General features: G+C 65.5%; 24 protein-coding genes. 9 read left to right on the top strand and 15 right to left on the bottom strand.

The window, feature by feature from the left end; translation table 11 throughout:
- Positions 1 to 91: 91 nt before the first annotated feature.
- Complete coding sequence (locus ACTJLC_RS09255; protein ID WP_073432968.1) at positions 92 to 718, top strand: LysE family translocator; 627 nt, start codon at positions 92 to 94, stop codon at positions 716 to 718.
- A gap of 58 nt (positions 719 to 776) precedes the next feature.
- Here ACTJLC_RS09255 and ACTJLC_RS09260 read toward each other — a convergent pair whose 3' ends face one another.
- From ACTJLC_RS09260 to ACTJLC_RS09280, 5 genes are all read right to left on the bottom strand, one after another.
- Positions 777 to 899 (bottom strand): hypothetical protein, encoded by a 123-nt coding sequence (locus tag ACTJLC_RS09260; protein ID WP_268802016.1) that lies wholly within the window; start codon positions 897 to 899, stop codon positions 777 to 779.
- Between the two features lie 173 nt (positions 900 to 1,072).
- Positions 1,073 to 1,330, bottom strand: coding sequence for a DUF2866 domain-containing protein (locus tag ACTJLC_RS09265; protein ID WP_073427244.1), 258 nt, complete (start codon positions 1,328 to 1,330; stop codon positions 1,073 to 1,075).
- 190 nt (positions 1,331 to 1,520) lie between these two features.
- The gene (locus tag ACTJLC_RS09270) at positions 1,521 to 2,984 is read right to left on the bottom strand and encodes a catalase (RefSeq protein ID WP_073427245.1); all 1,464 of its coding nucleotides are present in this window, start codon (positions 2,982 to 2,984) and stop codon (positions 1,521 to 1,523) included.
- 238 nt (positions 2,985 to 3,222) lie between these two features.
- Entirely contained in the window at positions 3,223 to 4,953 is a 1,731-nt protein-coding gene (locus ACTJLC_RS09275) for a peptidoglycan D,D-transpeptidase FtsI family protein (RefSeq protein ID WP_073427246.1), read from the bottom strand.
- A gap of 314 nt (positions 4,954 to 5,267) precedes the next feature.
- Entirely contained in the window at positions 5,268 to 6,809 is a 1,542-nt protein-coding gene (locus ACTJLC_RS09280; protein ID WP_114164250.1) for a methyl-accepting chemotaxis protein, read from the bottom strand.
- Between the two features lie 600 nt (positions 6,810 to 7,409).
- Between ACTJLC_RS09280 and aepX the strand changes: the two genes are divergently transcribed.
- Genes aepX through ACTJLC_RS09295 form a run of 3 tightly spaced genes read left to right on the top strand, consistent with a single transcriptional unit; the run spans position 7,410 to position 11,382 of the window.
- Entirely contained in the window at positions 7,410 to 9,140 is a 1,731-nt protein-coding gene (gene aepX / locus ACTJLC_RS09285; RefSeq protein WP_083081290.1) for a phosphoenolpyruvate mutase, read from the top strand.
- Positions 9,137 to 10,303, top strand: a complete 1,167-nt coding sequence (gene aepY / locus ACTJLC_RS09290; RefSeq protein WP_073427249.1) for a phosphonopyruvate decarboxylase — start codon at positions 9,137 to 9,139, stop codon at positions 10,301 to 10,303. Before aepX ends, aepY begins: the two co-directional genes overlap by 4 nt.
- Before the next feature lie 11 nt (positions 10,304 to 10,314).
- Positions 10,315 to 11,382 carry a 2-aminoethylphosphonate aminotransferase gene (locus tag ACTJLC_RS09295; RefSeq protein ID WP_073427250.1) on the top strand — a complete coding sequence of 356 codons (1,068 nt, stop codon included), beginning with the start codon at positions 10,315 to 10,317 and terminating at the stop codon, positions 11,380 to 11,382.
- 105 nt (positions 11,383 to 11,487) lie between these two features.
- Here ACTJLC_RS09295 and ACTJLC_RS09300 read toward each other — a convergent pair whose 3' ends face one another.
- The 6 genes from ACTJLC_RS09300 to ACTJLC_RS09325 form a co-directional block, all read right to left on the bottom strand.
- A complete protein-coding gene (locus tag ACTJLC_RS09300) occupies positions 11,488 to 11,640 on the bottom strand; it encodes a hypothetical protein (protein WP_167363266.1) in 153 nt (50 codons plus the stop codon).
- Between the two features lie 97 nt (positions 11,641 to 11,737).
- Positions 11,738 to 12,442 carry a PIG-L family deacetylase gene (locus ACTJLC_RS09305; RefSeq protein WP_073427251.1) on the bottom strand — a complete coding sequence of 235 codons (705 nt, stop codon included), beginning with the start codon at positions 12,440 to 12,442 and terminating at the stop codon, positions 11,738 to 11,740.
- Positions 12,443 to 12,628: 186 nt separating this feature from the next.
- Positions 12,629 to 13,216: a nucleotidyltransferase family protein gene (locus ACTJLC_RS09310; protein WP_073427252.1), complete on the bottom strand. Its 588-nt coding sequence runs from the start codon at positions 13,214 to 13,216 to the stop codon at positions 12,629 to 12,631.
- A 75-nt stretch (positions 13,217 to 13,291) separates the two neighbouring features.
- Positions 13,292 to 15,514 carry a xanthine dehydrogenase family protein molybdopterin-binding subunit gene (locus tag ACTJLC_RS09315; RefSeq protein ID WP_073427253.1) on the bottom strand — a complete coding sequence of 741 codons (2,223 nt, stop codon included), beginning with the start codon at positions 15,512 to 15,514 and terminating at the stop codon, positions 13,292 to 13,294.
- Positions 15,511 to 16,512, bottom strand: a complete 1,002-nt coding sequence (locus tag ACTJLC_RS09320; protein ID WP_310118151.1) for an FAD binding domain-containing protein — start codon at positions 16,510 to 16,512, stop codon at positions 15,511 to 15,513. The genes ACTJLC_RS09315 and ACTJLC_RS09320 overlap by 4 nt, the downstream gene beginning before the upstream one ends.
- Before the next feature lie 13 nt (positions 16,513 to 16,525).
- Positions 16,526 to 17,263, bottom strand: coding sequence for a 2Fe-2S iron-sulfur cluster-binding protein (locus tag ACTJLC_RS09325; RefSeq protein WP_310313840.1), 738 nt, complete (start codon positions 17,261 to 17,263; stop codon positions 16,526 to 16,528).
- Between the two features lie 142 nt (positions 17,264 to 17,405).
- Between ACTJLC_RS09325 and ACTJLC_RS09330 the strand changes: the two genes are divergently transcribed.
- The 3 genes from ACTJLC_RS09330 (at position 17,406) to ACTJLC_RS09340 (ending at position 20,706) form a co-directional block, all read left to right on the top strand.
- The gene (locus tag ACTJLC_RS09330) at positions 17,406 to 19,529 is read left to right on the top strand and encodes a D-(-)-3-hydroxybutyrate oligomer hydrolase (RefSeq protein WP_073427256.1); all 2,124 of its coding nucleotides are present in this window, start codon (positions 17,406 to 17,408) and stop codon (positions 19,527 to 19,529) included.
- A gap of 124 nt (positions 19,530 to 19,653) precedes the next feature.
- Positions 19,654 to 19,872, top strand: a complete 219-nt coding sequence (locus tag ACTJLC_RS09335; RefSeq protein ID WP_310313846.1) for a hypothetical protein — start codon at positions 19,654 to 19,656, stop codon at positions 19,870 to 19,872.
- 24 nt (positions 19,873 to 19,896) lie between these two features.
- Positions 19,897 to 20,706 carry an exodeoxyribonuclease III gene (locus ACTJLC_RS09340; RefSeq protein ID WP_310118145.1) on the top strand — a complete coding sequence of 270 codons (810 nt, stop codon included), beginning with the start codon at positions 19,897 to 19,899 and terminating at the stop codon, positions 20,704 to 20,706.
- A gap of 69 nt (positions 20,707 to 20,775) precedes the next feature.
- Here ACTJLC_RS09340 and ACTJLC_RS09345 read toward each other — a convergent pair whose 3' ends face one another.
- The 3 genes from ACTJLC_RS09345 to motA all read right to left on the bottom strand — a co-directional run bounded on the left by ACTJLC_RS09345 (position 20,776) and on the right by motA (position 23,086).
- Positions 20,776 to 21,045 carry a CsbD family protein gene (locus tag ACTJLC_RS09345; RefSeq protein ID WP_073427258.1) on the bottom strand — a complete coding sequence of 90 codons (270 nt, stop codon included), beginning with the start codon at positions 21,043 to 21,045 and terminating at the stop codon, positions 20,776 to 20,778.
- Positions 21,046 to 21,210: 165 nt separating this feature from the next.
- A complete protein-coding gene (motB, locus tag ACTJLC_RS09350; RefSeq protein ID WP_310128332.1) occupies positions 21,211 to 22,191 on the bottom strand; it encodes a flagellar motor protein MotB in 981 nt (326 codons plus the stop codon).
- Between the two features lie 13 nt (positions 22,192 to 22,204).
- Positions 22,205 to 23,086, bottom strand: coding sequence for a flagellar motor stator protein MotA (gene motA / locus ACTJLC_RS09355; protein ID WP_073427260.1), 882 nt, complete (start codon positions 23,084 to 23,086; stop codon positions 22,205 to 22,207).
- A gap of 382 nt (positions 23,087 to 23,468) precedes the next feature.
- Between motA and ACTJLC_RS09360 the strand changes: the two genes are divergently transcribed.
- Complete coding sequence (locus ACTJLC_RS09360) at positions 23,469 to 24,488, top strand: hypothetical protein (RefSeq protein WP_310313850.1); 1,020 nt, start codon at positions 23,469 to 23,471, stop codon at positions 24,486 to 24,488.
- Between the two features lie 81 nt (positions 24,489 to 24,569).
- On the opposite strand, the gene ACTJLC_RS09365 is transcribed toward ACTJLC_RS09360, so the two are convergent.
- A complete protein-coding gene (locus tag ACTJLC_RS09365; protein ID WP_310313853.1) occupies positions 24,570 to 25,427 on the bottom strand; it encodes a polysaccharide deacetylase family protein in 858 nt (285 codons plus the stop codon).
- Positions 25,428 to 25,676: 249 nt separating this feature from the next.
- Between ACTJLC_RS09365 and ACTJLC_RS09370 the strand changes: the two genes are divergently transcribed.
- Positions 25,677 to 26,552, top strand: coding sequence for a LysR family transcriptional regulator (locus tag ACTJLC_RS09370; RefSeq protein ID WP_310118140.1), 876 nt, complete (start codon positions 25,677 to 25,679; stop codon positions 26,550 to 26,552).
- Positions 26,553 to 26,576: the final 24 nt, after the last annotated feature.

Below are 26,576 nucleotides of genomic sequence, written 5' to 3' on the forward strand. Positions count from 1 at the left end.
CTGCACGCCGATGAAACCCGGCACCTTCGACTACAATCCCTCACTGAACGCGCATCCCGTCCATGAAACCCAGCGCGTCAAAGGAGACAACATGCTCGATCTTTCCACCTTGGGAACCTTCATCGCCGTCGTACTTGGACTCTTTCTGATTCCGGGTCCAGCCGTGCTGCTGGTTTTAACGCGTACCGTGCACGGTGGCCGCAAGGCCGGCATTCTCACCGGCCTCGGTGTCGCCGTGGGCGATTTCGTTCATACGCTGGGAGCGGCGGTAGGCCTGTCGGCCTTGCTGATGACCTCGGCGCTTGCGTTCAACGCCGTGAAATTCGTCGGCGCGGCGTACCTCGTCTATCTGGGCATTCGCGCCTTGCGCGAAAAGCAGGCGAACGCGCAAAGGCCGGCCGTCGCGTCGGTGTCCGCTTCCAAAGCCTTCTTTCAGGCGATTCCCGCCGAAGTATTGAATCCCAAGACCGCGCTTTTTTTCCTCGCGTTCCTGCCGCAGTTCGTGCGCCCGGAGCACGGCTCTTCGTTCCTTCAATTCGCGACGCTTGGACTTATCTTCGTTGGCATGAGCGCGCTTTATACGACGCTGATCGTGTTGACCATCCGGCCGCTGGGCAGGCTCGTCAAGCGTCTGACATGGCTGACTCGCTGGCAAAACAAGATCATCGGCGTGCTGTTCATTTCGCTCGGCCTGCGTGTGGCCACGCAAACGCGTTGACTTGACCCGCCCGCGCGGTTTGCCCGCGCATCGCGCCTGCGAAAAGTACCTCGGGCTGTTAGCACAACGCGATCATGATCGAGGTCGAAACCGCAATGATGAACAGGCAGGTCGCGGTAAGGAGATCGTACGGATAGTTCATGGCATGACCGTCAAACGTGGCGAATGAAGCGCCGATCATAGGCGTGATCGTTCCACGTGACTGTCAAGCATTGCCAGATGCGGGCCTATCGCGAACGCGATTGGTTGGGTAGGAAAACGGCGCGCTGGCATAGCGCGTGAGCGTTCCGCATTAGAACGCCACGCGCGCGCCAGATAATGAAAATTTCAGTTGCGGCGAAGTGCGAGCAGGCGTTATTCGTCGCCATGCTGGCAGAAGCGGCGGCCCGGTATGTGCGATACCACGGCCTGGGCGATTTCGAACGGCGTGCTTTCCGCGGGCACCACGCGGCGGCTGGATTCGGGCGTGTGCTTCATCGTCCATTCGACGAGGCGATACGAACGTCCCCAAGGATGCTGCAGCGGGTCCGAGACCTTGCACGTGTGGATCTGGCGCACCCATTCGTTGCCGGGCATGGCGCGCAGATGCGCAAATACCGTATCTTCAACCATGGTTTGACTCCTTCTTCGCAGGCATGCAGCCCATCTTTCGGCGCGTCGGCGACACCCCTTAAAAAAAGCGCCGCCGATGCTCTGGCGGCTCAACAGGGGGATGGTGAGCGCCATGGTTGCAGGGAAGAATTAAGCCAGACTTAAGATCGGATAAAAGCGCATGCGCCAGCGCCCAGCCGTCCCAACTGTTTTACGGCAACGCCGTTTCCGAAACCGGCTTCGTCCTGCCGAGTTCCTTCTTCACGCCTTCGGCGTAACCGGGGTCGACCTTGTCGAACAGCGCCAATTGCCGGTTGACGATATCCGGCGCGACGCCCGCCATCGCTTCGGCGATATTGCGGAAAAAACGCTCGCGCTGCGGCGCGTCGAACAGCTTGTACAACGCGCGCGGATGGCTGTAGTAGTCGTCGTCCTCGCGATGGTCATAGCGCTGGATCGCGCCATCCACGGCGAGCGGCGGCTCGTTCACCGAGGCGTCCTGCGGGAATGCCCCGAACCGATTCGGCTCATAGTTCGGCGTGTTGCCGAGATTGCCGTCCGTGCGCATGCCGCCGTCGCGATGATAGGAATTCAGGTTCGCCGTGCGCGGCGCATTCACCGGAATCTGATGATGGTTGATGCCGAGCCGATAGCGCTGCGTGTCGCCATATGAGAAGAGGCGGCCCTGCAACAGGCGATCCGGCGAGAAGCCGATGCCCGGCACGACATTGGCGGGCGTGAACGCGGCCTGCTCGACATCGGCGAAATAGTTGTCCGGATTCCTGTTCAGTTCGAGCACGCCGACGTCGATCAGCGGAAACTCCTTGTGCGACCACACCTTGGTGATGTCGAACGGATTTTCCGCGCGCGCATGCGCGTCGGCTTCCGTCATCACCTGAATGCAGAAGCGCCATTGCGGGAAGTTCTTCTTGTCGATCTGCTCGAACAGATCGCGCTGCGCGCTTTCCCGATCGCGGCCGATCAGCTCGGCGGCCTCGGCATTCGTATAGTTTTCGATGCCCTGTTTCGACTTGAAATGGAACTTCACATAGAAGCGCTCGTTTTGCGCATTGATCAGCGAAAACGTATGCGAACCGAAGCCGTGCATCTGCCGGTAGTTCTTCGGGATGCCGCGGTCGCTCATCAAGATCGTGACTTGATGCAGCGATTCCGGATTGCGCGACCAGAAATCCCACACCATGTTGGCGTCGCGCAAGTTGGTTTGCGGATTGCGCTTTTGCGTGTGAATGAAGTCGGGGAACTTGAGCGGATCGCGAATGAAAAACACCGGCGTGTTATTGCCGACAATGTCCCAATTGCCTTCTTCGGTATAGAACTTCACCGAGAAACCGCGCACGTCGCGCTCCGCATCGGCCGCGCCGCGCTCGCCCGCCACGGTGGAAAAGCGCATGAACGTCGGCGTGACCTTGCCGACTTCGAACACCTTCGCTTTGCTGTACCGGCTGATGTCGTGCGTGACGGTGAGCGTGCCGAATGCGCCGGAGCCTTTGGCATGAACACGGCGTTCTGGAATGACTTCGCGGTCGAAGTGCGCGAGCTTTTCGAGCAGCCAGAAATCTTGCAGCGTGATCGGGCCGCGCGGGCCGGCGGTTTCGGAGTTCTGGTTATCGCCGACCGGCGCACCGGCGGCGGTCGTCAAGATTCGATTCGTCATGGCGTTTCCTTTGCTTGCCTGGGCGGGGGAGAATGCATCGACCGCTTGCGTGGCGATCGATGCGCAATGGCGCGCCGGATTGCCGGATGTCCGGCGCGCGGCCCAGTCTAGCAATGCTTCTGCCGCGCCACGCAATAAAACGTTGTTAAGAGATCTAAATCGAGGCGGTTACATTACGTCGGGCGCATTGGCAGTGCGTGTATCGTGCTTCCCCGTCAAATCATTGCTAACGAATCTGTCAAACGCCCGGCGCATCCGGCGGCACCCCGAGCAACTGCAGCGCGCCGCCCGTCACTCCGCTGAACACCGGCCCCGCCACCGTGCCCCCATAGAACGCCTTGCCCGCCGGGTCGTCGATCATCACGGCGACGATCAGCCGCGGGTCGCTCATCGGCGCCATGCCGACGAAAAGCGCGCGATAGCGGTTTTTCGCGTAAGTCGCGCCCACCTGCTTGCGCGCCGTGCCGGTCTTGCCGCCGATCCGGTAGCCGGGCACCGCCGCGGCGCGCCCGGTGCCGCCTTCGCCGGTGGCCATTTCCAGCATCGAGCGAATCGCGCGCGCGGTAGCCGGCGTCGTGACCGCATGGCCGGTTTGCGCTGATTGCATGACCGCACCCGCGCCGTCGCGCACCAGACTCACGCGATGCATCGTGCCGTCGCCGGCATAGGCGGTGTAGACCTGCGCCATCTGCAGCAGCGAAGCGGACAACCCGTAGCCGTAGGCCATCGTCGCCTGTTCGATCGGACGCCAGCGTTTGTACGGCCGCACCTTGCCGGACGCCACGCCCGGAAAAGTCAGATCGGGCCGCGAGCCGAGCCCGTATTCCTGATATTTGGTCCAGATCTTTTCGGCCGGCAGATTCAGCGCGAGCTTGGCGAGCGCGATATTGCTCGACTTCTGCACCGCTTCGGCGACCGTCATCATGCCGTGGTTCGAGGTGTCGTGAATCACCGCCGGGCCGATCTTGTACCAGCCAGGGGCGGTATTGATGACGCTTTGCGGCCGCACCTTGCCCTCGTCGATCGACAGCGCGACGACCAGCGGCTTGATGGTCGAGCCGGGCTCGAAAGTGTCGACCACCGCGCGATTGCGCAGTTGCCGCCCGGTCAGCCGGGCGCGGTCGTTCGGATCGAAGCTCGGATAGTTCGCGAGCGCCAGGATCTCGCCGTTGCGCGCATCGAGCACGACCACGCTGCCGGCTTCGGCGTGGTGTTTGGCAATGGCTTCCTTCAGTTGCGCATAGGCGAGTTGCTGAATGCGCCGGTCGATCGTCAGGTGGATGGTCGCGCCGTTTTGCGCGGGCACCAGCGGCCGGGTCTCGGACACCACGCGGCCGAGCCGGTCGCGGATCACCTCGCGATGACCGGGCACGCCGAGCAACTGCTCGTTGGCGGCGAGTTCGACGCCTTCCTGGCCGTTGTCCTCGATATCGGTGAAGCCGACCACGTGCGCCGCCGACTCGCCTTCGGGATAAAAGCGCTTCGAATCCGCGATCTGCGTGATGCCCGCAAGCCCCAGCTTGTTCAGATGACCGGCGGTGTCGGCATCCACCTGGCGCTTGAGCAGCACGAAGCTCTTGTCGCCGTTCAGACGCCGGCGCAATTCCGCGAGCGGCAGATCGAGCAGCTTCGAGAGCGGCGGCAGCGCGGCCTCGTCGAGCTGTTTGGGCGAGGCCCAGATCTCATAGGTCGCGAGACTGACCGCGAGCATCGAACCATTGCGGTCGACAATGCGCCCGCGTGTCGCATCGAGTTCGATGGTGCGCTGATAGCGCTTTTGCCCTTGATCGACGTAGAAGTCCTGGTTCATCACCTGCACCCAGAACGCGCGGCCCGCCAGCGAGGCGAACGCCGCGAACACCAGCAGGACGATGAGCTTCGAGCGCCACATCGGCAGGCGTGCGGTCAGCAACTGGTTCTTCGCGACGGGCGCGTAGGGTGCGTGCTCGGACTTCTTCTTCTGGGTCATGGGCTTTGCATCTTTGAAAGACAAACAGCAATGAACAGCGGATCGGCCAGCGCCGCCCGAACCGGCGCCGCCGCTCCGATTGTAATCAGAACGTAATCTGTATGCGAGGCCTCCGCAAGCCGATCGTGGATGCGCGGCACGTCGCGCACGCCCAAGCAGCATGAAAAAAGCCGCGCGGACTTGAAAATCCGCGCGGCTCGTTCGTTCGATTAATGCGTCAACTCCGACGCGGCGTGTTAAAGAGGCGCTCCCTGCTGTCGAGCGCCTTCTTTCTTTGCGCTTCCGCTAACCTCCGTCAGCGTCCAAATTTATCCTCAAGCCGGCAGCGCAAAGCTCGAAATCGCCTCGCGCAGCACGCCCACCTGATCCTTCAGCGAATGAGCCGCGGCGGCGGCCTGCTCGACCAGCGCGGCATTCTGCTGGGTGACCTGATCCATTTCGCCGACGGCGCGATTGACCTGTTCGATGCCCGCGCTCTGCTCGCGCGACGCGTTGCTGATTTCCTCGAGGATTTCGTTGACGCGGCGCACCGACTGCACGATCTCGCCCATCGTCGAGCCGGCGTTGGACACCAGCGACGCGCCGGCCTCCACGGTATGCGTCGAGGTCTCGATCAACGCCTTGATTTCCTTCGCCGCCGTGGCCGAGCGCTGCGCGAGGCTGCGCACTTCGGCGGCGACCACGGCGAAGCCGCGCCCCTGTTCGCCCGCGCGCGCCGCTTCCACGGCCGCGTTGAGCGCGAGAATGTTGGTCTGGAAGGCGATGCCGTCGATCACGCCGATGATGTCGCCGATCTGCCGCGAGCTGCTGGTGATCTCGCCCATCGTGCGGACCACGTCGTCGACCACGCGGCTGCCGCGCGTGGCGACATCGGCGGCCTGACCGGCGAGCTGCGACGCTTGCTGCGCGCTGTCCGCGTTCTGCTTCACGTTGACCGTCATCTGGTCCATGCTCGACGCGGTTTGGACGAGCGCGGCCGCCTGTTCCTCGGTGCGTTGCGAGAGATCGGTGTTGCCGGCGGCGATTTCGGTCGCGCCGATGTTGATGTTTTCCGTGCCCAGGCGCACGCGCGAAACGGTGTCGACCAGACCGGCCTGCATCGTGCTCAGCGCATGCAGCAGACTTTGCGTGTCGCCCGGCGCGACCGGCACGCGTGCCGCGAGATTGCCGCGCGCCATCAGTTGCGCGGCTTCCACGGCGACTTCGAGATCGCCGCCGAGCGAGCGGCGGATGCTGCGCAACACCAGCAGCATCGCGGCGGTGGCGATCGCGCCGAGCGTGACGGTGATGAGAAGCCAGCGCAGCAGATTCGCATAAAACGCGCGCTGCACGTCGTCCATGTACATGCCGGTGACGAGATACCAGTCCCACGGCGTGAAATGCAACGAGTAGCTGGTTTTCGCCACCGGCTGGTCGCTGCCCGGCTTCGACCACAGGTAATCGACGAAGCCGCCGCCATCGTGATTGCCCGCCTTGACGATGTCGACGAACAGATGGTTGCCCGCCGGATCGGCGAATTGCGCGAGGTTCTTGCCGATCATCTCCTTCTTGAACGGGTGCATCAGCATGACGGGCTGCGAGTCGTTGATGGAGATGTAGCCGTCCTTGCCGTAGCGCATCGACGCGAGTGTTTCGAGCGCCTGTTTTTTCGCGTCTTCTTCCGACATCGCGTGCTGCTGGGCGAGCGTGTGGTAGCGGGCCACGATGTGGTTGGCCTGGTCGATCAACGCGGTCAACTGATCGCGGCGGTCCGCGATCATCGAGGCGCGGCTTTGCCATGCGCCGAAGCCGCCGATCAGAATCAGGCCGATCCAGAGGATGGCGATCATGGAAGCGAGTTTTTTGTTCAGAGTCATAGCGATGGGTTTTGCTTTCGCACAGTGGTCGGTCAGAGGTCGGCTCCGCGTGTTCGCTGGCCGCGGATGGTTTGTCGCTCACTCTGTTTACGGCGTAATGGCCTGCTATCCGCAGTGAGGGGAAACCCGCTGTTTCGCGTTTTTATTCGTCTGAATAAATTGGCGCTTTTACGGCATTGAACGCATTGGCGGTTATACGTTTTTTCCGCTTGGAGCGGGTTGCTCCGGGTATTTTCGAGTTTCAAGTCACGGGCGCCAGCGCATTGAAAAGTTAATGAAAACCGCGAATTAAATGCGATATTGGAAATGGGCGAATAATTCGCCCGCCAAAAAAGGATGAATGGACAAACCCTTAATCGGAGGACTGGCGCGGCTTGCATCAAGTCTCCACAAAACGCCAACAAAACCCAAAGTCCGGGGCACCGTCCGGGTCACCGCACGGGCGCAAAAAACGACACAGTTTTCCACGTAAGCGCAACGGAACATGCGCTCTGTCATCAAAAAGACAAATAAATAAAAATTCCGCTATAGTCGCCATTTTCCGGCCGACAGCCGGGCAAAAAACAGCACCAATAAGCCCGCCACAGGAGAGAACAGAACATGAACGCCCGCGAACCCGCATTCGTTTCCGCTTCCCGCAGCGCGCGCCTGCGCCAGATGCTGGTCAGCAACGAACTCGAATTCATGATGGAGGCGCACAACGGCCTCTCCGCGCGCATTGTCCGCGAAGCCGGCTTTAAAGCCATCTGGGGCTCCGGCCTCGCCATCTCCGCGCAATTCGGCGTACGCGACAATAACGAAGCAAGCTGGACGCAAGTCGTCGACAACCTCGAATTCATGGCCGACGCCAGCGACCTGCCGATTCTGCTCGACGGCGACACCGGCTACGGCAACTTCAACAACGTGCGCCGTCTGGTGCGCAAACTCGAACAGCGCGGCATCGCCGGCGTGTGTATCGAGGACAAGCAATTTCCCAAGACCAATAGCTTCATCAACGGCGAAGCGCAGCCGCTCGCCGACATGGACGAGTTCTGCGGCAAGATCAAGGCCGGCAAGGACTCGCAGTCGGACGAAAACTTTTCGATCGTCGCGCGCGTCGAGGCGTTGATCGCCGGCTGGGGCATGGACGAAGCGCTGCGTCGCGCGGAAGCCTATCGCCGCGCCGGCGCGGACGCGATCCTGATTCACAGCAAGCTCTCGCGTCCCGACGAAATCCTGGAGTTCGCGCGCGAATGGGCCGGCCGCGGTCCGCTCGTGATCGTGCCGACCAAGTACTACAGCACGCCCACCGAGGTATTCCGCGAAGCCGGCATCAGCACCGTGATCTGGGCGAATCACCTGATTCGCGCGGCCACCTCGGCAATGCAGGCCGTCGCCAAGGAAATTCATTCGAGCCAGACGCTCGTGAACGTCGAGGACAGCATTGCCGCCGTCAACGAAATTTTCCGCCTGCAAGACGCCGACGAATACTCGGAAGCCGAAGACCGCTATCTGACGAGCGGCCGCGCGGCCGGTTCGGCGGTGGTGCTCGCGGCGAGCCGCGGCGCGGGCCTCGAAGCCGTCACCGAGGACCGTCCGAAGGTCATGCTGCCGATCGCCGGCAAACCGCTGCTGCGCTGGCTCGTCGATGCGTTCAAGAAGCAGGGTGTAAACGACATCACGGTGGTCGGCGGTTATCGCGCGGACGCGATCGACACGGCGGGCATCAAGCTGGTCGTCAACGAACGGCATGCGCAAACCGGCGAACTGGCGTCGCTCGCTTGCGCGGTCCAGGGCGACAAACTCGCGGGCGACACCGTGATCTCCTACGGCGACCTGCTGTTCCGCAGCTATATCCTGCGCGACCTCGTGGAGAGCGAAGCGGCGTTCAGCGTGGTGGTGGATTCGTCGCTGACCGACGCGGAAAACGCCAGCGTGCGCGATTTTGCATGGTGCTCGGCGGCCGACGACCGCGGCCTGTTCGGCAACAAGGTCACGCTGCGTCATGTGTCGAGCGGGCAGGAGGCTTCGTCCGCGATCGCCTCGCAAACGCCGCACGGCCGCTGGGTGGGTTTGCTGAACGTGCGCGGCGAAGGGCGCGAGCGTTTGCAAGCGGTGCTCGGCCAGTTGCAGGCGCGTCCGGATTTCGATTCGCTCGACATGCCCGCGCTGCTGAACGCGCTGATCGAAGCCGGTGAATCGATCGAAGTGCAATACGTGCACGGCCACTGGCGCGGTGTGAACGACCTGGAAGACTTCCGTCGCGCCGGCGATTTCGCGCATGCGCAAGCGCCGTTCGCGGCAACGGCGGGCAACAAGGCCGCGGACGCAACCGGCGGAGCCGCGCAATGATCGAGGCGGCACAGTTCGTCGAGGCGGCGCGCGAACGCGGCTTCGACTGGTATGCGGGCGTGCCGTGTTCGTATCTGACGCCGTTCATCAATTACGTGTTGCAGGACGAATCGCTGCACTACGTGTCGGCGGCGAACGAGGGCGACGCGGTCGCGCTGATCGCGGGCGTCACGCTCGGCGCACGCAACGGCCGGCGCGGCATCACGATGATGCAGAACTCCGGGCTCGGCAACGCGGTGAGCCCGTTGACCTCGCTCACTTGGACCTTCCGTTTGCCGCAATTGCTGATCGTCACGTGGCGCGGCCAGCCCGGCGTCGCCGACGAACCGCAGCACGCGCTGATGGGCCCGGTCACGCCCGCGATGCTGGAGACGATGGAGATTCCCTGGGAGACGTTCCCGACCGAGGCCGACGCGATCGGCCCGGCGCTCGATCGCGCCATCGCGCATATGAATGAAACCGGCCGCCCGTACGCGCTCGTCATGCAAAAGGGCAGCGTGGCGCCGTACGAGTTGAAAGACGCTGGCGCGGGCGCGCGCCGCGTGCCGGCGGCGGCGCGTTCGCAGTTCAGGAACGTGGCCGCGAGCGAATTGGCTTCACGTCACGAGGCGTTGAAGAAGGTTATCGCGCATACGCCGCTCGAATCGACGGTGGTGCTGGCGTCGACCGGCTTTTGCGGCCGCGAGCTGTATGCGATCGACGACCGTCCGAACCAGTTGTACATGGTCGGCTCGATGGGCTGCGTGACGCCGTTCGCGCTGGGCCTCGCGCTCGCGCGTCCCGACCTGCACGTGGTCGCGCTCGACGGCGACGGCGCGGCGCTCATGCGCATGGGCGCGTTCGCGACGCTCGGCGCGTACGGCCCGTCGAATCTCACGCACGTGCTGCTCGACAACGGCGCGCACGACTCGACCGGCGGTCAGGCGACGGTATCGTCGCAAGTTTCGTTTGCGGGAGTGGCGGCGGCGTGCGGTTATGCGTCGGCGATTGAAAGCGACGACCCGAGCGTGATCGACGAGTTGTTCGACGCGGCACCGGCGCCGCACGGCCCGCGCTTCGCGCGTCTCGCGATTCGCCGCGGCACGCCCGACGGCCTGCCGCGTCCCACCATCACCCCGCCCGATGTGAAAACGCGCCTGATGCGCCACATCGGCGCCGCTTAAGGAGTCCGCGAATGCTGCTGCTCAATCCCGGCCCGGTGACGCTCACCGAACGCGTTCGCAACAGCCTGCTGCAGACGGACCTGTGCCACCGCGAAAGCGAGTTTTTCGACTTGCAGGAAGAAGCCCGCACGCGTCTGGTCGATCTGTACGGTCTGAACGCGAGCGAATGGCAGGCCGTGCTGATGACCGGCTCCGGCACGGCCGCCGTCGAGAGCATGACCGCCGCGCTGGTGCCGCAAAACGGCAAGCTGCTGGTGGTGGAAAACGGCGTGTACGGCGAACGCATTGCGCAGATCGCCACGCAATACGGCATCGCGCATGAATCGCTGAAGCACGACTGGATGCAGGCGCCGGATCTCGCGAAAATCGCCGAACGGCTCGACGCCGACAAGGCGTTCACGCACCTCGCCGTGATCCATCACGAAACCACCACCGGCCGCCTGAACGATCTGCCGGCGCTCGCCGCGCTGTGCCGCGCACGCGGTCTGCGTTTGCTGGTGGACGGCGTCAGCAGCTTCGGCGCGGAAGCGATCGATTTCGCGGACGTGAGCCTCGACGCGGTCGCGGCGACGGCGAACAAATGCCTGCACGGCGTGCCGGGCGCGTCGTTCGTGCTGGTGCGGCGCGCCGCGCTTGCGCAGGCGGCGAGCCGCACGTACTACCTGGACCTCGGGCGTCTCGCGCGTTTGCAGGATCAGCGCAACACGCCGTTCACGCCGTCGGTGCATGCGTACTACGCGCTCGTCGAGGCGTTGCGCGAACTGGCCGACGAAGGCGGCTGGCACGCGCGTCACGCGCGCTATGCCGCGCTCGCCGAGCAGACGCGCGCGGGTCTCGCCGAGCGGGGTATCGGCAGCGTGTTGCCGGCGGAGCAATCGTCGGTGGTGCTGCGCGCGTATCGCTTGCCGGCCGGCGTGTCGTATCCGCAACTGCACGACGCGCTCAAGGCGCGCGGCTTCGTCATCTATGCGGGGCAGGGCGGGCTGTCGGCGGAACTGTTCCGCATCTCGACGATGGGCAACCTCCACGCCGCCGACATCGACCGGCTGTTGCAGGGCTTTACCGATCTCATGCGCTGATCGGGGGCGGCTCGGGTTCAGGCGCCGGGCCGCTTTCGGCTCGGCGCCGATTCACGCTTCGGCCTCGCGCCAATTCATGCGTCAAGCCCACCGCGGCGCCAATCCTCATACCGGGTCTTTGTCCGGCGGTCCCTCGGGCTGCTGCGGCTCATCGGTGTGATGCCCCGGCGACGGCGGCACGAGCGGATCGGCTTCCGGGTCGCGGGTCGGATCGGCGTTGGGATCGGGAATCGGGCTGGTATGCATGTCGTAGCTCATTGCACCACCTGTGAGTGGAAAAGAAGGCGTGGCCGGCGATGAAATGCGCGCCGGCCATTTCCTTCAATCGTAGGCGATCCGGCGTGCATGGCGCCGCCTACTTTTTCAAGCGGCGGCCCACGCTCAACTGCCAGTAACGCTCGGTGGCGAACACGTCGTCGTAATTGCCCGCGCCGAACGCACGCAACTGGCTTTCGTAGGCGAGCACCGCTTCGCGTTTGAGCAGCGCGCGGCGCTGAACGTCGATGGTGTGCCCCGCGCTCGGATGCGCCGGCGTCGCGACGATGCCGCGCTGCGCGAGATCGGCGAGCCGCGCCTGCACGACGCCGGGCGTGCGCCGGTGAATCGCTTCCTCATAGCCGAACCACGTCAGATGCGACAGGCGCGGCAGGATTTCGCAGCAGGCTTCGAACACCCGCACGTGGTCGTCGTGATACAGGCCGAGCGGCATCAGCAAGGTGTTCGCGGTCGAGCGATAGATGGTTTCCTCCAGCGCCGCCGCCATCCTGCTGATCGACGGCGAGTCCGAATACTGGGCGTCGCGAAACGGCATGCGCAACGGAATCGCGTCGAGTAGCTCGAGCGCGCGGTTGTCTTCGAGCGTGCGTTCGTGAATGGCCTGATGCGCGTTCGCGAAGCCCGACTTTTCATCCCATTCGGTATGCATCTGCTGCTCGGGCGGCGCGGCGAACACCGTGCAGACCGCCGCGTCGGGATGCGCGGCGAGCAACGCGCCGCAACTGAAGACGGCGTCGTCGAAATGGGGCGAGACGATGAAGAGGCGTCGGCTGGTTTCGCTCATGGACGTGTGGTGGTGTCGAACGCGCGGGGCCGCATTCGAGGCGTAAGCGTGGGCGCAAATCGCGATGTCACCTCAGCTTAGGCGGAATCGGGACGGCTTGCGCAACATCTGATGAGCGCAAGGCGCATGCCTGGGCGCGCCGGGCTGCCGGCAGTCGTCTGCGCACCAGCATCGCGGCCACGCCGCCTACACGTTGCGCAAATCTTCCGGCGTATCGACATCGCGCAAGATGCCCGGATCGTCGACGTCCAGCCGCGTGACATGCTGCGACATCAACAGGGAGCGCGCGCCCGCGTCGCCGTCGAGCTTCAGCAGCGCATCGCGGTGCGCGACGCCGAAGCCGACCGGATGCCCGCGTTGCCCCTCGTAAAACGGCGCGACCAGCGACGCGCCGCCATCCAGCGCACGCGCGAGCGCTTCGATCGTCGTCACGGCGATGCGCGGCATGTCGGCGAGCGCGACGATCCAGCCTTCGGCGTCGTCGCTCGCCTCGATGCCCGCGGCGAGGCTCGCGCCCATGCCGCGCTCGGCGGCCGGGGCGAACACCACCTCGCAGCCGGCGTCGTTCAGCAGGCGCGCAAGGGCGTCCGAGCCGGGCCGCACCACGGCCACCACGCGCGGCACGACCGCGAGCAGCCGATGCGCGGCTTCATGCGCGACCGGCGTGCCGTCGCGCATGCGCGCGAGCAGCTTGTTGTGCATGCCGTCCGGGTCGAAGCGCGAGCCGAGACCGGCGGCGAGCAACACGCCAGTGGCGAGCGAGGCATAGGCCATGAGCGGGCACCGGGAGAAAGGATGAAACCGATTGTGCGTTGCAACGCATGACGAGGCAAGCGCGAAAGCATCCCTTCAAACCCGCACCTGCCCCATCACCTTATCGAGCGTGATCGGCAAATCGCGCACGCGCACGCCGGTCGCGTGAAACACCGCATTCGCAATCGCCGCCGGCACGCCCGTAATGCCGATCTCACCGATGCCGCGCACGCCGAGCGAGTTGATATACGGATCCGGCCGGTCAATGAAGGTAATGTCGAGGGAGCCGATATCCGCGTTCACCGGCACGTGGTACTCCGCGAGATTCGCGTTGGTGAAGCGTCCAGTGCGCGTATCGAGCGAGCTTTCCTCCTGCAACGCGGCCCCCACGCCCCACACGATGCCGCCCAGCATCTGGCTGCGCGCGGTCTTCTCGTTGAGCACGCGGCCCACGTCGTAGACGGCGACGACCCGCGGCACGCGGATCGTGCCGAGATCCGCGTCGACGTGAACCTCGACGAATACCGCGCCGAACGAGTGAAACGAGTACTTCTGCTTCTCGTCGCCGGGCTTGACGCTCGAGGCCGCCTCGATCGGCTTGCCGCCCGAGCGCGCGATGATCGCCGCCGCCGGATCGCGCTTCGCCGGCTGTGAGCGGCTCATCACCCAGCCGTTTTCCACGGTGACGTCGTCGAGCGCGAGGCCGTGCACGGGCGAGGCCTGATCCGCGAGCGCCAGTGCGATCAACTGGCTGCGCGCCTGGCTCGCGGCGTCGCGCACGGCCGGCGATACGCTCGCCGCCGATTGCGAGCCGCCCGACACCGGCGCGCGAGGCAGCGACGAATCGCCGAGCGCGAAGCGGATGCTTTCGGGCGCGAAGCCGAGCGCGTCGGCGGCCACCTGGGTCATCACGGTGTAGGTGCCGGTGCCGATGTCCTGCGTGCCGGAGGCGACCATCGCGGTGCCGTCCGGCAGAATCCGCGCAATCGCCGCGGCTTCGCTGCGGTTGGCCGGATACGTGGCGGTCGCCATGCCCATGCCGATCAGCGTATTGCCGTTACGCATCGAGCGGGGCGCGCCGCTGCGCCGCGACCAGCCGAACTTCTGCGCGCCGATCTGGTAACACTCGCGCAAGGATTTGCCCGACCACGGCTTGTTTTCCTGCGGATCGGCGTCGGCGTGATTCTTCATGCGCAGCGCGAGCGGGTCCATGTTCAACGCCGCCGCGAGTTCGTCCATGGCCGATTCGAGCGCGAACGAGCCGGTCGTTTCGCCGGGGGCGCGCATGAAGGTCGGCGTGCCGAGGTTCAACTGCACGAGCCGGTGCGTGGTGATCTGATTAGGCACCGCGTACAGCATGCGCGTGACCATGCAGCAGGTCTCGGTCCAATCCTCGATCGTCGACGTGTTCGAGATGCTGTCGTGGCGCATCGCGGTCAGCGTGCCGTCGCGCCGCGCGGCGAGCACCAGGTGCTGCTCGGTTCGCGGACGCGCGCCGACCGGGCCGAACATCTGCGGCCGTTGCAGCACGAGCCGCACCGGGCGTCCCGTCTGCTTCGCCGCCATCGCGCACAACGACACATGCGACCACGACGAGCCCTTGCAACCGAACCCGCCGCCGACGAACGGCGAGATCACGCGCACGTCGCCGGGCGCGATGCCGAACGTTTTGGCGACCGCCTGCGCCGCGCCGCTCACGCCTTGCGTCGAATCGTAGAGCGTGAGTTGCGGGCCGTCCCAGCGCGCCATCGTCGCGTGCGGTTCCATCGGATTGTGATGCTCGATCGGCGTGGTGTAGGTCACGTCGACGTGCACCGCCGCGCCGCGCATGCCGTCCTCGAAGCTGCCGCGCCGCGTATCGGTCTGCCGGCCTTGCGGCTTGTCCGGCGCATGGCTGTTCGACTTGGCCCGCGTGAAATCGAGCATCGCCGGGCTCGCCTGGTAAGCGATGCGCAACTGACGCGCGGCGTCGGTCGCCTGTTCGAGCGTGTCCGCGACCACCACCGCGACTGGCTCGTTGTTGTAGTGAACCTCGTTGTCCTGCAGCAGCGAGAGGCGGCGGCCGGCCGGCGGCGCCAACGCGGGCTTGCCGCCGTTCGGCAGGCGCGGCGCGTTCTGATACGTCATCACGAGCAGCACGCCGGGCAGCGCCTGCGCGCGGGCCGCGTCGATCGACGCAATCGTGCCGCACGCGATCGTGCTGGTGACGAGCACCGCATGCGCGAGACGCGCCTCGGGAAACTCGCCGGCATAGCGCGCCTCGCCGGTTACCTTGAGCAGACCGTCGGTGCGGTCGAACGGTTGTCCGATCAGATTCATGCGACACCTCCGGCACGGCCAGCGGCCTGGTTCACCGCGCGCACGATCGCGCGTTGCGCGAGCTGCACCTTGAAACGGTTGTCGTGTTGGGGCCGCGCATCGCGCAGCGCGGCGGCGGCGGCGTCTCGCAGCGTCGCTTGCGTGAGGGGCCGGCCGTCGAGCATCTGTTCGGCGGCGCTCGCGCGCCACGGTTTATGCGCGACGCCGCCCAAGGCGATACGCGCGGTCTTCACGCGCTCGCCGTCCATCTGCAAGGCGGCGGCGACCGAGACGAGCGCGAACGCATAACTGGCCCGGTCGCGCACTTTCAGGTAATGCGAATGCGCGCTGAAGAGCGGTGGCGGCAGATCCACCGCGGTAATCAATTCACCGGGCTGCAAGGTGGTGTCGAGCTCGGGCCGATCGCCGGGGAGCCGGTGAAAATCGGCGAACGCAATGGTCCGCTCGCCTGCCGGGCCGCTCACACGCACCACCGCATCGAGCGCGGCGAGCGCCACGCTCATATCCGACGGGTTCACGGCGATGCATTGCGCACTCGCGCCGAGAATCGCGTGCGTGCGATTGTGGCCGTCGAGCGCGGCGCACCCGCTGCCGGGCGTGCGTTTATTGCATTGCGTGAAGGCGGTGTCGTAAAAGTAGCCGCAGCGGGTTCGTTGCAGCAGATTCCCGCCGACCGTCGCCATATTGCGCAGTTGCGCCGATGCGCCCGCCAGAAATGCTTGCGACAACAGCGGGTATTGCTCGCGCACCAGCGCATGATTCGCCGCATCGCTGTTGCGCACGAGCGCGCCGATGCGGATGCCGCCGTCGGGGAGCGTCGTGATCGTATCGAGTCCGCGAATATGCGTGATATCGATGAGCCGCACGGGCCGCGTCACGCCGCCCTTCATCAGATCGAGCAGATTCGTGCCGCCGCCGATGAACACCGCGCCGGGTTGCTGAACCGCGCGCACCGCGCCGGCGATATCGCCGGCGCGTTCGTAAGAGATTGCATCCATGCTGGTCGCTCCGTCAGGCGTTGCCGGTGCCGTTGCCATCGCTCGCGGCGCTGCCGCTCTGGCTACCGCCTTCATGCACCGCGCGCACCGCGGCGACGATGTTCGCGTAGGCGCCGCAACGGCAAATATTGCCGCTCATGCGCTCGCGAATCTCGTCGTCGGAAAATTGAGCTGGGCGGCGGCGCACATCGGCCGTGACGGTGCTGGCCGCGCCGTCGCGGAATTCGCTCAGCAGGGCCGTCGCGGAACATAACTGACCCGGTGTGCAGTAACCGCACTGGAAAGCATCGTGTTCGATGAAGGCGCGCTGCATCGGACTCAGCGCGCCGTTGGCGGCGAGCCCCTCGACCGTCGTGATGTTCTGGCCTTCATGCATGACGGCGAGCGTCAGGCACGAGTTGATGCGGCGGCCGTCGGCGAGCACGGTGCAAGCGCCGCACTGCCCGCGGTCGCAACCTTTCTTGGTGCCCATCAGGCCCGCGTATTCACGCAGCGCATCGAGCAGGGTCACGCGCGGTTCGAGTCGTAGCGCATAAGCGCGGCCGTTGATCGTCAACGTGACCGGGCGCGGCGGTACGGCGTCGCGAGCTTGCGCGGGCGGTGCGGACGGCGATTGATCTTGCGCGCGAAGGTGCGGCGCCGCACCGACCGTGGCGGCCGCGGCAGCCGATTGCAGAAAGCGGCGTCGCGCGGGTCGACGTGGGGTGGCGTTCTTGTCGCCCGAATCCTGACATTCCCTGTTCGAAGACATGACGTTCAGTTGACTCCATTCAAAGGTGCATGCACGCTGGCGATGCGCCGGTATCCGACGCGCGCGATCCGACACACGGCAGGTAGCATGTTCGGTGCCGTTGCGTCTTCAACCGTATGAAAAAATCACGGAGACAGCAAAGATGACTTCACGAAAAAGAGTCACGCCGGCGCTACAGTCCGGCTCACCGGCGCGGGCGATCGCCACGGGCGTGGCGGCCGTTATCGTTCTGACCGCTTGCCACAGCGGTGACGACGACGTCAAGCCTCCGCAAGCCAACGTCTTGCCGAGCTTCATCAAGAGCGCGGTGAAAACCCAATCCTACGACGGCAACGCCGACGATCTGCTGACAGCGGGCCTCGGCAAGACCGGCCTCGCGTCGGCCACCGCGCCGGCCATCGCCAACCCGGCGCAGCCGAGCGCCGCCGAGCTGCGGCGGCTTGCGATCTGGTCGAACTATCGCGCGCTCGTCGACATGACGGCGAACGGCGGTTATGGACGCTTCTGGGGACCCAATGTCGACCTGAACGGCAACGACACGCTGGGCGAAGGCAAGATCGCCGGCAAGGAATACCTCGCATTCGCCGACGACGGCAGCGGCAAGCAGAACGTCAGCATGCTCGTGCAGATACCGGCGAGCTTCAATGCGGATCAGCCGTGCATCGTCACGGCGACGTCATCCGGTTCGCGGGGCGTATACGGCGCGATTTCCGCGGCCGGCGAGTGGGGCCTCAAGCGCGGCTGCGCGGTGGCCTACACCGACAAGGGCGGCGGCAACGGCGCGCATGAACTGTCGACCAACCGCGTCACCTTGATCGACGGCACGCTCGCGGACGCGGGCGCCGCGGGCAAGGCGAGCCTCTTCACGGCGAACCTCGGCAATGTCGATCTGGCCACGTTCAATAGCCAGTTCCCGAATCGCTATGCGTTCAAGCATGCGCATTCGCAGCAGAACCCGGAGCAGGACTGGGGCAAGAACACGCTGCAAGCCATCCAGTTCGCCTATTGGGCGCTCAACGATTCGTATGGTCCGCTCAACGGCTCGGCGCACACGGTGCGTTATGCGAGCGGCAGCATCACGACTATCGCGGCGTCGGTGAGCAACGGCGGCGGCGCGTCGCTCGCGGCGGCCGAGCAGGATACGTCCGGCCTGATCACCGCGGTCGTGGTCGGCGAACCGCAGATCAACTTGCGGCTGCCCGCCTCGGTGTCGGTCACGCAGGGCGGCGCGCCGGTCGGGGCGATCGGCAAGCCGCTCGCCGACTACACCACGCTCGCCAACACCTTGCAGCCGTGCGCGGCGCTCGCGCCGGCCGCAACCGGCGCGCCCTATCTGAGCGCGCTGCCGCTGGCCACCACCAATGCCATTCGCACCGCGCGATGCGCGTCGCTGGCGAGCGCCGGCATCATCACCGGCGGCGACGTGGCGACCCAGGCGACCAACGCGCTCGCGCTGCTGCATCAGAACGGCTATCAGGCCGACTCCGATGTGCTGCAAGCGCCGATGTGGGATTCGCAAGCGGTGCCGGCCGTCGCCGTGACCTATGCGAACGCGTACGCGCGTTCGAGCGTCACGGACAACCTCTGCAACTTCAGCTTAGGCACCACCAGTTCGACGGGTGCGGCCGGCGTGACGCCGGCGGTCTCGCCGATGCTCACGGTATTCGGCAACGGCAACGGCGTGCCGCCCACCAACGGCGTCAATCTCGTCTTCAACGCGGGCGCGACGGGGGCCGCGGATCATCGGCTCGCGACCGCCGACGCCAGCTACGCCGGCGCGGCCTGCCTGCGTACGCTGTGGACCAACGGCACGTTGACCAACAGCGTGGAGGCGGTGCGCGTCAACGCCAATCTGCACGGCAAGCCCGCGATCATCGTGCAGGGTCGCGCCGATGCGCTCGTGCCGATCAACCACGCATCGCGTCCGTACCTCGGGCTCAATCAGTTGACCGAGGGCGGCGCAAGCAAGCTGTCGTTCTATGAAGTGACGAACGCCCAGCATTTCGATGCGTTTCTCGGCGTGGCCGGCTTCGATACGCGCTTCGTGCCGCTGCACTACTACGACATTCAGGCGCTCAATCTGATGTGGAGTCATCTGAAGAGCGGCACGCCGCTGCCGCCGTCGCAGGTGATTCACACGGTGCCGCGCGGCGGCACCCCCGGCGCCGCGCCGCCGCTCACCACGGCCAACTTGCCGGCGATCGCGGCCACCCCGGCGGCCAATGCGATCACGGTCGCCAATGGCGCGGTGAACGTGCCGAACTGAGTGGGCGAGGCCCGCGGCGCGCGCTTTCGGCGCGCGTGACGCGGGCCGCTCAGGTACGACCAGGCCCGACCAGGAACAAGCGATGCTACCGCTGACGACGTCAAGCGCGTTCAGAGGAGAGCGAATGCAGTTCGACTACCGGCATTTCCACATCGACTGCCGCGCCCGCCATGCGGAAGACGGCTACTACTACGCGAGAGCCCGCATCACGCACGTTCCGCAAGATAACGGGCATTGCCGCTCGCACGATTCCGGCGACATCGACGCCTTTTCGAACGAAGCCGATGCCATTACATGCGCGAAGTCATGGGCGATGGAGTGGTGCGATACGGCGGCAGCCTAGATCGCCTTGCAGGGAGAACACGCCGTGGCGAAGCTCCGAATTGCGACTTTCAACATCAACGGAATCCGTTCGCGCTTGCCGGCGCTATTGCAATGGCTCGAGCGGGAGGCGCCCGACATCGTGTGCCTGCAGGAACTCAAGGCGCTCGACAGCGCGTTTCCCGTCGAGCCGCTGCGCGAAGCGGGCTATAGCGCCATCTGGCAAGGACAGAGCGCATGGAACGGCGTGGCGATTCTGTCGAAGGGAGAGGCGCCGCATGAAAGCCGCCGCGGCCTGCCCGGTTTCGAGGAGGACACGCACAGCCGCTATCTGGAAGCGGCCGTGGGCGGCGTGCTGGTGTGCTGCCTGTATCTGCCGAACGGCAATCCGCAGCCGGGCCCCAAGTTCGACTACAAGCTCGCATGGTTCGACCATCTGATCGCGCATGCGGCGAAGCTGTTCAAGAGCGGCCATCCAGTGGTGCTGGCCGGCGACTTCAACGTCGTGCCCACCGACGAGGACATCTACAATCCGCGTTCATGGCTGAAGGACGCGCTGCTGCAACCCGAAAGCCGCGAGCGTTATCGGCGCCTGCTCGCGCAAGGCTGGACCGACTCACTGCGCACGCATTTCGGCGACGAGCGCGTCTACACCTTCTGGGATTATTTCCGCCGTCATTGGGACACCAACTCCGGCTTGCGGATCGACCACATTCTGCTGAGCGCGGACCTCGCGCCGCGTTTGCGCGATGCGGGCGTCGACCGCTGGGTGCGCGGCGAGCCGCATGCGAGCGATCATGCGCCGGCGTGGGTGGAACTGGAGATGGGCGCGGCGCGCCGCAGGAAAAACGGCTGACCGGGCGATCGCTCACGGCGGACCGCCCGGCGTTCATCGAAGCCGCCGAATAGCGGCGAGACCAGGAGACTAATAGTCGCGCCGCGAGCCGCCGTGCGACCACAGCGCGCCGGCCACGAAACCGGCGAGCGCGACCACCGCGAGCGTGGTGAACGGGCTTTCAGCCGTGGTTTCGCGTAACAGACTGGTGGTATTCGCGCAAAGCTGCTGCGCCTTACCGCTCAATTCGCGGGCCTTGCCCGCCATCTGCTCGCGTGTGTCGCCGAGCATCTCGCCGGCCGCGCCTTGAACCTTGCCCGCGGCTTCCTTCACCGCGCCTTGTGCTGAATTGGTGTCCATACGTTTGCTCCCGTTGTCATATTTACGTGTGAACTCGTCGCAATTGCAACGCCGCCACACCAAGGTTCGCGCAGGCCGCCCGGCAAAAAGGGCGGCTTACGTCCACCGGACAGGGCGCAAGAAGCGCGCCCGAGGAGCCACGATCGACTGGACGCCGGCAAAAGACTACGGCGAGCGGCGGGTGAAGCTCACCGGCTGCAAGCGCCCGGCCACCGTGGGAATGGCTGAACTCGCCGGCACGCTGTCGTCGATCGCGGTGCGTCCGCCGTCGTGGAAGAACGCCAGCTCCGCGGCCTTGTTCAGCACGAGGATGCTGATGCGCCGGTTAGTCGGTTCATCCGTGACGCGGCTATTCAGCGGCAGCACGTCCGCCAGCCCGCGCACCTGCAGCACCTTGTCCGCATGCATGCCGCCGGCCACCAGCGCGCGGCGCGCGGCGTTCGCGCGTTCGGACGACAACTCCCAGTTCGAATAGCCTTCCGGGCCCGCGGCGAACATCACCGCGTCCGTATGGCCGGCAATCGAAACGCGGTTCTCCACGTCGTTGAGCGCCGCGCCGATCTGCGTGAGGATCGTCACCGCGTACGGTTGCAGCTTCGAACTGCCGGACGGAAACATCGGCCGGTTCTGCGAATCGACGATCTCGATGCGCAGCCCTTCGTTCGTGATCGAAATGCGGATCTGGTCCTTGAACGACTTCAGCGTGGGGCTCTGCTCGATCAACGCGGTGAGCTTCGCCTTCAGTTGCTGCAGGCGGGCCGCGTCGGCGGGCGACACGGTCGGCGCGGCCGTGGCCGGCGGCTCGATCTGGCTTTTCTTGCCGTCGCCGGGCCGCGTATCGGAGACGTCGCGGCCGCCGCCTTGCACCACGCTGGGACGCGCCGCGGCCGTGCTGTCGTTGCCGCCGAGCATGGCCGACAGCGGGGTGTTGAAGTAATCCTCGATGCCCTGCTTGTCGTACTTCGACGTGGAGCCGAGCAGCCACATCAGCAGAAAGAACGCCATCATCGCGGTGACGAAGTCGGCGTAGGCGATTTTCCATGCGCCGCCGTGATGCGCGCCGTGGTCGCCGCCTTTCTTCGAGCGGCGCACGATCACCGGGGCCGGCGTCTCGCCCTGCGAGCCGCGCGATTTTCTGTCGCTCATCATGGCGCTCCGGTCAGGCCGAGGCCGACGCCGGCTTCGGCGTCTTGGTGGCGCGCACGGCGTCGTCGAGTTCCTGGAAGCTCGGACGGTCCGCGGTGAACAGCACCTTGCGGCCGAATTCGACGGCCACCGGCGGCGCGTAGCCCGAGAGCGACGCGAGCAGCACGGCCTTCACGCACTGATACGGTTTGGCTTCTGCGCGGGCCTTCGCATTGAGCAGGTCGGCGAGCGGGCCGATGAAGCCATACGCGAGAAGAATGCCGAGAAACGTGCCGACCAAAGCGCCGGCGATCATTTCGCCGAGCACGGCGGGCGGCGCGCCGACCGAACCCATCGTGTGAACCACGCCCATGACCGCGGCGACGATGCCGAAGGCGGGCAGGCCGTCGGCCATTTTCTGGATCGCGTTGGCCGCGATCGACGCTTCCGCGTGATGCGTGGCCAGTTCCTCGTCGATCAGGTCCTGCACTTCGAGCACGTTGACGTTGCCGCCGGACATCATGCGCAGATAGTCGACGATGAAGTCGAGCAGATGATGGTCGCCGAGAATCTGCGGATACTTCTGGAAGATCACGCTTTCTTCCGGGGCGTTGACGTCGGCTTCGAGCGACATCATGCCCTCCTTGCGCGCCTTCTGAAGCAGTTCGTAGAGCAGCGCGATCAGTTCAAGGTATTTCGCCTTGGTATAGCCGCCGCCCTTGAAGCATGAAGGGATCGCCTTGAGGGTTTTCTTCAGCGTGGAAGTCGGATTGCTCACGACGAACGCACCGATCGCCGCGCCGAAAATGCAGAGCAATTCGAACGGCTGAATGAGCGCCGGCAAATGCCCGCCCACGCCTAGAAAACTGCCCAGGACGGACCCCAGCACGAGGATCCAGCCGATTGCGACGAACATACTCTCTCCGTTTGACTTGGGCGACGCACGTCGAATGGCGCAGCCCTTTTTTCGAGGGTTGGCCGGTGCGTCGTAAGGTTCCGTATGTATTGGTAAACGGCGGGATTCGCGCCGGCTGAAGTGCGGGCGTGAACGAAAGAAGAAATTCGCCGGACGATTGGCTTTTGAATCGGCTCCGGTAATTTTGCCCGTGTGCGATGCCGTCGTTGCGCCTGCAACGTTGCCGCGGCAGGTCTGCTAGCATGACAGGCAGTGTTCAACGATGGCCGGTTCCGGCCGGTGTCCGCACTCAGGCGGCACACCGGTGAGTTGTCGAATAACAAAGGCCGGCAGCCATACACGGCCTGTGGCGATAAGGGGCTTACCCACAGAGGCAGGCAGCATGCGACATCTCAATCGCGCTGTTCACTGTAGGCGCGGGTTCAACGCAGCGCGCTCCATTGCCGGTTTCCTGTTGTTGTCCGTATCCACGGTCGGTCTCGCGCAGGAATTCTCGCTGTTCGGCGGCGGCTCGCGCGCGGGCAGCACTAACACCTACACCTGGGCGCTGAACTATCAGGAAGGCTTGGGGCGCTACTTCGCCGCCAGCTTCACATGGCTCAACGAAGGCCACATCCCAGGCCATCACCGCGACGGCCAGACCATCCAGCTATGGGGGCGCATTCCCGTGGGCAGCCCGCGATTCGTGCTGCAGGCGGGCATCGGCCCCTACCGTTACTTCGATACGACCACCGCCGAGCAAGGCGGAAATTATGCCGACACGCACGGCTGGGGCGTCGTGTATAGCGTGCGCGCCGCGTATTACGCATCGAACCGGTGGATCACGCAACTTCAGTTGAATCGCGTGCACGTGCAGCGCGGGCCGGACTCGGCCGGCGTGATGATGGGCGTCGGCTATCAGCTCGATGCGCCGGCCACGCCCGGTCCGCGCGAGAGGGCAAGCGACAGCGCCCACCCGGTCACGCATAACGAAGTGGCCGTCTACCTGGGTCAAACCATCATCAACTCGAGCGATTCGCCGACCGCGCTGGGCGGCGCGATCGAATACCGGCGCGGCCTCGCGAAGTATCTCGACGTGACGGTCGGCTATCTTCACGAAGGCAGCAGCCGGGAGACGCGCCGCGACGGCATGACGAGCCAGTTGTGGGCCACCCGCGCGTTCTTCGACGACAAGGTCACGCTGGCGGCCGGCCTCGGCGTGTACTACGCGATCAACGGCAACGCGAACGAGCACAGCCTGGACTCGGGCTCGGGGGCCGGCACGTTCTCCGGCCTCGTGACGGTCGCGGGCGCGTATCGCCTGACCGATCACTGGGAGGCACGGCTCGCCTGGAATCGCGTGCTGACCCGTTACGACCGCGACTCGGATGTGATTTTCGGCGGAGTGGGCTACCGTTGGTGAGGGCGTGGGAGCGAGGCGTCGGCAGCGATTTTTCGAACCGCCGGTCGAGGTTCGAGCGGTCGAAGCCCGCGCGAGGCGCGATCAACCCTCGATGCGTGCCTCGCGCAATGTGACGAAGCGCAGACCTTGCTTGCGAGCCGCGTCGATCACACGCGGCAGCACCGCGAGAATCAGCGGCTTGCCCTCGACGGTGAGCGCGGCGTTGCCGTCGTGCAGCAGCAGGATGTCGCGTGGCGCCAGGCCGTCGATGAGCCGCCGCGTCACGACCTGCGGATCGCGCTCGCGCGTGTCGTAGCCGCGCCGCGTCCACGAGGCGAGCCGCAGATCGAGCTTGCGCAACACGGGTTCGAGAAAGATGTTGCGCAAGCCGGCCGGCGCGCGGAAGAACATCGGCCGCGCGCCGCCCAGTTCCTCCAGGGTGCGCTGCGCGGCGTCGATTTCACGCGTGAGCGCGCCCGGCAACGTCACCGAAAACGTGTGCACGTGAACCTGCGAATGGTTCTCCAGCGCATGGCCGCGCACGACGATCTCGCGCGTGAGTTCGGGATGGCGCCGCGCGTTCTCGCCGATGCAGAAGAACGTGGCGCGCACGCCGAACGTGTCGAGCAGATCGAGCACTTGCGGCGTGACGGCGGGATCGGGGCCGTCGTCGATGGTCAGCGCGATGGCGTCCGCGTTGCGCGCGGCGGCGGGCAGGCGCGTCCAGTTCGGGCCCAGCAGCGAGGTGCGCGGCAGCAAGCCGGCCACCGTGAAAATCGCGTGGTTGACGAAGATCGCGGCCAGCCACCACGGCCACGCGGCAGGCGCAAGCAGCCATCCGGCCAGCACGAACACGTGCCATGCGGCGGTGGCCGTGAGCATCGCGGGATAGCCGGTGTTCGGCCAGCGGCGCGGCGGCGTGGCCGCTCCGGCAGGCGGCGGTGTCGATAGGTCTTTCATGAAGCGTGCGTCCTGTCTTCCTTCTTCCATCCTCGGAAGGCCTTGAATCGCGCGCGTGACGCGCAACGGCGAAAGATACCATTGATGCGCCGTCCGATACGGGCGCGGACAGGAACGGCAAATAATGAAAGCATGCTGAAAGACGTTATGCTTCGCGACGGCCGCCGGGTTCGCGCTCGACGTCGACGGCGGCTCGTCCATGTCTATCCATTTGTGCTTATTTCGCCGGTCCGTGCCGGTCATGCGTCCATGCGTTTGCGCCACATCGAAATTTTTCACGCCATCATGCGCACGGGGTCGCTGTCGAAAGCGGCGGAACTGTTGTGCGTGTCGCAGCCCGCCGTGAGCAAGACGCTCGCGCAGGCGGAGCGCAGCCTCGGCTTCGCGCTGTTCAATCGCGTGCATGGCCGGTTGCAGCCGACGCGCGAGGCGGAACTGCTGTTCTCCGAATCGCAGAAGCTGCAAGCGAATCTCGACGGCATTCGCCATCTGGCGCGCAACCTCGCGTTGCAACCGGAGGGGCATCTGCGTATCGGCTGTTTGCCGAGCCTCGGCTTGAGCCTGATTCCGCCGGCGGTGCAAGCGTTCCGGCGCGGCTATCCGCGCGTGTCGCTGAAGGTGCAGACGCGGCACACCGAGGAGTTGCTGAACGCGCTGCTCACGCGCGACCTCGATCTCGCGGTCGCGCTGAATCCGCCGGCGCGGCCGGGCATCACGGCGGTCGAGCTGGGGCGCACGGCGATTGTCTGCGTGTGCCCGCCCGACGATCCCGACGCGCAACGGCCGATCGACCTGCCGGCGTTCCTCGCACGGGAATGGATCAGCATCGGCAACAGCGATCCGCTCGGCGAGCTGATCGGCAATGCGCTCGACGCGCAGGAACTCGACGAAAGCGTCGCCGCCGTCGAGGCGCAAACCTGGTACGTGGCGCGCGCCCTGGCCGCGCGCGGCGTCGGCTATGCGCTGCTCGACGAACTGACGGCGCATTGCGGCGCGGAGCCGGTTGCGATCCGGCCGGTCACGCCGGCGCTGTCGGTCGGCGTGTTCGCGCTCTGGCGCGACGGCGGCATGGACTCGCAGGCGGGCAACGCGTTTCTCGACGTGTTGCGCGCGCATGTCGCGTGAACTCCGCATGAGCCGGCGCGAACC

Source organism: Paraburkholderia sp. 22099, from assembly GCF_052045835.1.
Taxonomy (GTDB): Bacteria; Pseudomonadota; Gammaproteobacteria; order Burkholderiales; family Burkholderiaceae; genus Paraburkholderia; species Paraburkholderia terricola.